5 protein-coding genes are annotated in these 5,927 nt (G+C 62.0%); all 5 read left to right on the top strand.

The genetic code is table 11. The features are described 5' to 3' along the window. Nucleotides 1-304 precede the first annotated feature (304 nt). The 5 genes from fliF to fliJ all read left to right on the top strand — a co-directional run bounded on the left by fliF (nucleotide 305) and on the right by fliJ (nucleotide 5,804). Nucleotides 305-2,005, top strand: a complete 1,701-nt coding sequence (fliF, locus tag KHU33_RS24925) for a flagellar basal-body MS-ring/collar protein FliF (RefSeq protein WP_211468051.1) — start codon at nucleotides 305-307, stop codon at nucleotides 2,003-2,005. Then, nucleotides 1,998-2,996, top strand: coding sequence for a flagellar motor switch protein FliG (gene fliG, locus KHU33_RS24920; RefSeq protein WP_211468049.1), 999 nt, complete (start codon nucleotides 1,998-2,000; stop codon nucleotides 2,994-2,996). The genes fliF and fliG overlap by 8 nt, the downstream gene beginning before the upstream one ends. Next, nucleotides 2,989-3,798 carry a flagellar assembly protein FliH gene (fliH, locus tag KHU33_RS24915; protein WP_211468047.1) on the top strand — a complete coding sequence of 270 codons (810 nt, stop codon included), beginning with the start codon at nucleotides 2,989-2,991 and terminating at the stop codon, nucleotides 3,796-3,798. Before fliG ends, fliH begins: the two co-directional genes overlap by 8 nt. Then, on the top strand, nucleotides 3,791-5,236 hold the full coding sequence (gene fliI, locus KHU33_RS24910) for a flagellar protein export ATPase FliI (RefSeq protein WP_211468045.1): 1,446 nt from the start codon (nucleotides 3,791-3,793) through the stop codon (nucleotides 5,234-5,236). The genes fliH and fliI overlap by 8 nt, the downstream gene beginning before the upstream one ends. Before the next feature lie 112 nt (nucleotides 5,237-5,348). Continuing rightward, nucleotides 5,349-5,804 carry a flagellar export protein FliJ gene (gene fliJ / locus KHU33_RS24905; protein WP_211468043.1) on the top strand — a complete coding sequence of 152 codons (456 nt, stop codon included), beginning with the start codon at nucleotides 5,349-5,351 and terminating at the stop codon, nucleotides 5,802-5,804. Nucleotides 5,805-5,927 lie beyond the last annotated feature (123 nt).

Raw genomic sequence — 5,927 nt, 5'->3', positions numbered from 1 at the left:
CCACCACACGTTTTGGTTGGAACGCATCTCCCAAATCAATTGCTAACAGGCCCTAAGCTATTGGCAAGCAGCGTAACAGCAATGATTTTTTTGCATAGCGGCAAATGATGGGAAAAAGCCCAGCTATTCGAGCGATCGAAATACAGACTCGCCGTTGACAATCGTTAGCGTCGACACAGGCTGTCTAGGGCCTTTGTTGACATCTGTTATCCCATTCTAAGGAAGCCTGCTGTATGTCAGATACACAGAAGCGCATAACGAACACCAGTGGCCGTCACGGCCCGTTCTCATCCGGGGTGGCTGCATGAATGCTGCCGTACCCGGCGCCAACCTCGCTGGCGACAAGAAACCGCCGCTGCTGGAACAATTGCGCGCCAATCCAAAGTTGCCGCTGATGGTCGGCGCCTCGCTGGCAGTGGCGGCCGTCGCCGCTTTCTGGCTGTGGAGCCGGACCCCCGATTACCGCGTCCTGTACAGCAATCTGTCGGATCGCGACGGCGGCGCCATCATCGCCTCGCTGCAGCAGATGAACATTCCCTATAAGTTCGCCGAAGGCGGCGGTGCGGTACTGATCGCCGCCGACCAGGTCCATGAAGCACGCTTGCGGCTGGCGTCGCAAGGCTTGCCAAAGGGCGGATCGGTCGGTTTTGAACTGATGGACAATCAGAAATTCGGCGTCAGCCAGTTTGCCGAGCAAGTCAACTACCAGCGCGCACTGGAAGGCGAGCTGGCGCGTTCGATAGAATCGATTTCAGCAGTCGAAGCGGCGCGCGTCCATCTGGCCCTGCCGAAACCTTCGCTGTTCGTGCGCGATCAGCAGAAGCCTAGCGCATCGGTAGTGCTGACCCTGCATCACGGCCGCTCCATCGACGACGGCCAGGTTAGCGCTATCGCCCATCTGGTGTCGAGCAGCGTGCCGGAACTGAACCCCAAGAACGTCACGATAGTCGATCAAAGCGGCAATCTGCTGTCGACGCCGGCCACCGGCAATCGCGGCCTGGATGCGAGCCAGCTCAAGTATGCGCAGGAAATAGAGCAAAGCTATATCCGCCGGATCGAGGCGATCTTGCAACCGATCGTCGGCGCCAGCAATGTGCGCGCACAAGTCGCGGCAGACATCGATTTCTCGACGGTCGAGCATACCGACGAAAAATACACGCCGAACCAGGACCCGACCAAGGCCGCCATCCGCAGCCAGCAATCGAGCGACGCCAATCAGCAAGGTGCAAGCCCGCCGGGCGGCGTGCCGGGCGCCTTGTCGAATCAGCCGCCGAGCAATCCGACTGCGCCTATCAGCACTACCCCGCCCAATCAGCCGGGGGCGGCCAATTCTCAGAGCAATCAGGCGAATACCACGGCACGCAGCGGCGGCTCCAGCAACGTGCGGCGCGACGTCACCACCAACTATGAAGTGGATAAATCGATCAGCCATGTACAGCAGAGCGCCGGCGCCATCAAGCGGCTGTCGGTGGCGGTGGTGGTGAATTATCGCGGCGCGGCCAACGCCCAAGGCAAGGCGGTGCAGCAAGCGCTGCCGGCGGCCGAACTGGAACAAGTCAAAAACCTGGTCAAGCAAGCGATGGGTTATAGCGCCGACCGCGGCGATTCGCTGAATGTGGTGAACAGCCAGTTTGCCGGCGATGCACCGGAACCGGAATTGCCGGTGTGGCGCCAGCCGGACAATATCGAGTTGGCTAAAACCGCAGGCAAGTATCTGTTGCTCGCCATAGCCGGCCTGTGGCTCTGGTTCGGCCTGGTGCGGCCGCTGCTGCGCCGACACTTGCAAGGGCCGCAAATTACATCATCGGCAGCAGCGGAAGCAGCGTTGGCAATTGCCAACGCAATGCATGAGCCGTCGCCGGAGCAAATCAAGCTGAACGAAGAAGCAAAGCAGCGCGAAGCCGACCGCCATCACGAAAATCTGCAGCACGCACAGAGCCTGGCCGAGAAAGATCCGCGCCTGGTCGCCATGGTAATCAAGAACTGGATGGGCAACGATGAGTGACGACGGAATCAGAAAGAGCGCCATCCTGCTGATGTCGCTGGGTGAAGACGGCGCGGCCGCCGTATTCCAGCACCTAAGTCCGCAGGACGTGCAGAAGCTCGGCATGGCGATGTCCAAGCTGCGCCAGGTGACGCGCGAACAGATTGTCGAAGTGATGGAAGAATTCCGGCTTGAAACCGAGCAGTTCTCGGCACTCAACCTGGATTCAAGCGGCTATATCCGAGCCGTGCTGAACAAGGCGCTGGGCAGCGACCGCGCCGCCAGCCTGATCGAAGACATCCTCGAATCCGGCAACAATTCCGCCAACGGCATCGACACCTTGAACTGGCTGGAAGCCAACGAAGTGGCCGAACTGATCCGCGACGAACACCCGCAGATCATCGCCACCTTGCTGGTGCATCTGGATCGCAGCAAGGCGTCCGAGGTGCTGGAACTGTTCACCGAACGTTTGCGGCACGACGTCATCCTGCGGGTTGCCACTTTCGGCGGCGTGCAGCCGGCCGCGCTCAGCGAACTGACCGACGTGCTGTCCGGCCTGCTGTCCGGCCAGGGCGTCAAGCGCAGCCGCCTGGGCGGTGTCAGAGCAGCTGCGGAAATCCTCAACCTGATGAGCAGCACGCAGGAAGAAAGCGTGATCCAGCATGTACGCGAACATGACGGCGACCTGGCGCAACGGATCATCGACGAAATGTTCCTGTTCGAGAATCTGCTGGAAATCGAAGATCGCGGCATCCAGCTGCTGCTCAAGGAAGTCGAATCGGAATCGCTGATCATCGCCCTCAAGGGCGCGGCGCCGGAGCTGCGCGAGAAATTCCTGCGCAATATGTCGCAACGGGCGGCCGAAATGCTGCGCGAAGACCTGGAAGTGCGCGGACCGGTACGGGTCTCGCAAGTCGAGGCCGAGCAAAAGACTATCTTGCAGATCGTACGGCGCCTGGCGGATTCGGGCGAAATCGTGATCGGCGGCCAAGGCAACGATGCTTATGTCTGATCTGGATCAAGCTCGCGGCCAGTTGCCGCCGCGGCGCAAAGCGCCGCCTGCCGCCCCCCTGCCAAAGCAGCAAATGACTGCCTGGCAGCGCTGGGAGATGGCAGACGTACAGCAGGCGGACATGCAGCAGGCAGATGTACAGCCAACAGATGTGCAACCGGCTGATCCGTCCGCTGCGGACCAAGCCGCAGCCTCGCTCTCGACCGGGGCGACGCTGACAGAACTGACGCCGAAACTGCTGATGGACGAAGCCGAATTGCAACGCCTGCGCCAGCAAGCGCAACAAGCCGGCGCCAGCGAAGGCCGCCAGCAAGGCTATGCCGAGGGCTGGCAGGAAGGTTATAGCGCCGGCCTGGAAAGTGCGCGCAACGAAGCCGATAGCCTGCGTGCGTTGAGCTTGGCCATGCCCGACGCCTTGCGCCTGGCGGAAAAAGCGCTGGCCGACGATTTGCTGACATTGGCGCTGGATATTGCGCGCCAGGTAGTGCGCCAGGCCTTGACAGTAGAGCCGCAACTGATCCTGGCCGCAGTACGCGAACTGTTGCAAACCGAACCGGCATTGAGCGGCACGCCGCGCCTGCTGCTGCACGCCGACGATATGGCGCTGGTGCAGCAATATCTGGCGGAAGATCTGCAAGCTGCCGGCTGGCTGTTGCGCAGCGATCCCGCCATCACCCGCGGCGGCTGCCGGGTGCAAGCCAGCAGCGGCGAACTCGACGCCACCATGGAAACCCGCTGGCAAAGAGTAGCGGCGGCGCTGGGCCGCAACCCAAGCAACGTAGCCGCACCGTCCCATGATTGATAAACCCAACCTAGCCGCCGACGACAAGCCGGCAGACAATCGCCACCTGCAAGCCTGGCGCAACACGCTCGGCAACGCTAGCCTGGGCGTAGGCCGCAGCATTCCGATCCGCACCTACGGCCGCCTGACCCGCGCCGTCGGCCTGGTGCTGGAAGCGGTCGGCTTGCGGCTGCCGGTGGGCAGCGATTGTCTGATCGAACTGCCGCCGGGATATGCGCAACGCACCACCGAAGCCGAAGTAGTCGGCTTTGCCGGCGACCGCCTGTTCCTGATGCCGCAAACCGAAGTGGCAGGATTATTGCCCGGCGCCCGCGTGTATCCGCTCGAAGCCGCTGTTTCATGCGGCAACGGCAATCCGCCGGCCGAGCCGGGCAGCAAACGGCTGCCGGTGGGTGCAGGCATGCTGGGGCGGGTAGTCGACGCCGCCGGCCGGCCGCTGGACGGCCTCGGCCCTTTGGATTTCAGCCGTGAGGTGCCGCTCTCGGCTGCGCCCATCAACCCGTTGGCGCGGGCGCCGATCGACAGCGTGCTGGATGTCGGCGTGCGCGCCATCAACGCCCTGCTCACGGTCGGCCGCGGCCAGCGCATGGGATTGTTTGCCGGCTCCGGCGTCGGCAAAAGCGTCTTGCTCGGCATGATGGCGCGCTACACCAGCGCCGAAGTGATCATCGTCGGCCTGATCGGCGAACGCGGCCGCGAGGTAAAAGACTTCATCGAGAACACTTTAGGCGTGGAAGGCCTGGCGCGAGCGGTAGTGGTCGCCGCGCCAGCCGATACTTCACCGCTGCTGCGTTTACAGGGCGCCGCCTACGCCACCTCGCTGGCCGAATATTTCCGCGATCAGGGCAAGGATGTCTTGCTGATCATGGATTCGCTCACCCGCTACGCCATGGCGCAACGTGAAATCGCCCTGGCGGTGGGCGAGCCGCCGGCTACCAAAGGTTATCCGCCATCGGTCTTCGCCAAGTTGCCGGCGCTGGTGGAACGCGCCGGCAACGGCGCCCGTGACGCCGCAGGCAAAGGCGGCGCGATTACCGCCTTCTATACCGTGCTGACCGAGGGCGACGATCAACAGGATCCGATCGCCGACGCCGCCCGCGCCATCCTCGACGGCCACGTGGTGCTGTCGCGCAGCCTGGCTGAATCCGGCCACTACCCGGCAATCGACATCGAAGCCTCGATCAGCCGCGCCATGACTTCATTGATCGAACCTGCCCAATTCGATGCGGTGCGGCGCTTCAAGCAAATGCTGTCGCGCTATCAGCGCAATCGCGACCTGATCAGTGTCGGCGCCTACGCCGCCGGGCATGATTTGCAACTGGATCAGGCGATTGCCTTGTACCCGAAAATCGAAGCATTTTTACAGCAGGGAATGACTGAGCGCGCCGACTATATAGAAGCGGTCACGCAACTGGAGCAGCTGTTTCAAGTGGATTGAGCGCCGTACGCCCGCTACATTTTTTGTGCAAGTTGCCGTTAATTAGAGATGACCCAAAGAAAATAAGCCGCAATCACGACACCGCGCAGCGATCAGAGTTTGAGAGGAAATCATGTCAAAAACATTACCACTCGCCATGTTGATTGAACTGGCCCAGAACAAGACCGACGACGCCACCCGCCGCCTGGGGCAATTGCAGCGCGCCCAGGTCAGCGCCGCGGAAAAGCTGGAGATGCTGATCCGCTATCGCCAGGAATACTACGATCAGCTGCAATCCCAGATGCAGGACGGCGTCTCCTCTTCGCGCTGGCGCAATTTCCAGCATTTCATCGCCACCCTGGACGGCGCTATCGAGCAGCAGCGCGCCGTCGCCAAGCAAGCCGATTCAAGGCTGGCGCATGGACGCAGCGATTGGCAACAGAACAAGCGCCGCCTGAGTTCATTCGACACGCTGGCCGAGCGCGTCAAGCAGCAGCAGGCACAGCTGTTCAACAAGCGCGAGCAACACGCCAGCGACGAACACGCGGCGCGCCAGTTCCGGCTGCGCATGATCGCAGCGGCAGAATAATCAATCAAGGAACCCTCATGTCTTTACTTGTTTCATCCAGCACCGCCGCCCTGCAAGCTGCGCTACCGGCAGGCAGCGGCGGCGGCAGCGCGCAGGCGCAGCCAGCCGACGCCGATCATTTTG

Source organism: Collimonas silvisoli, from assembly GCF_018305005.1.
Lineage (GTDB): Bacteria > Pseudomonadota > Gammaproteobacteria > Burkholderiales > Burkholderiaceae_D > Collimonas > Collimonas silvisoli.
This window is presented reverse-complemented; position numbering and strand designations above follow the sequence as displayed.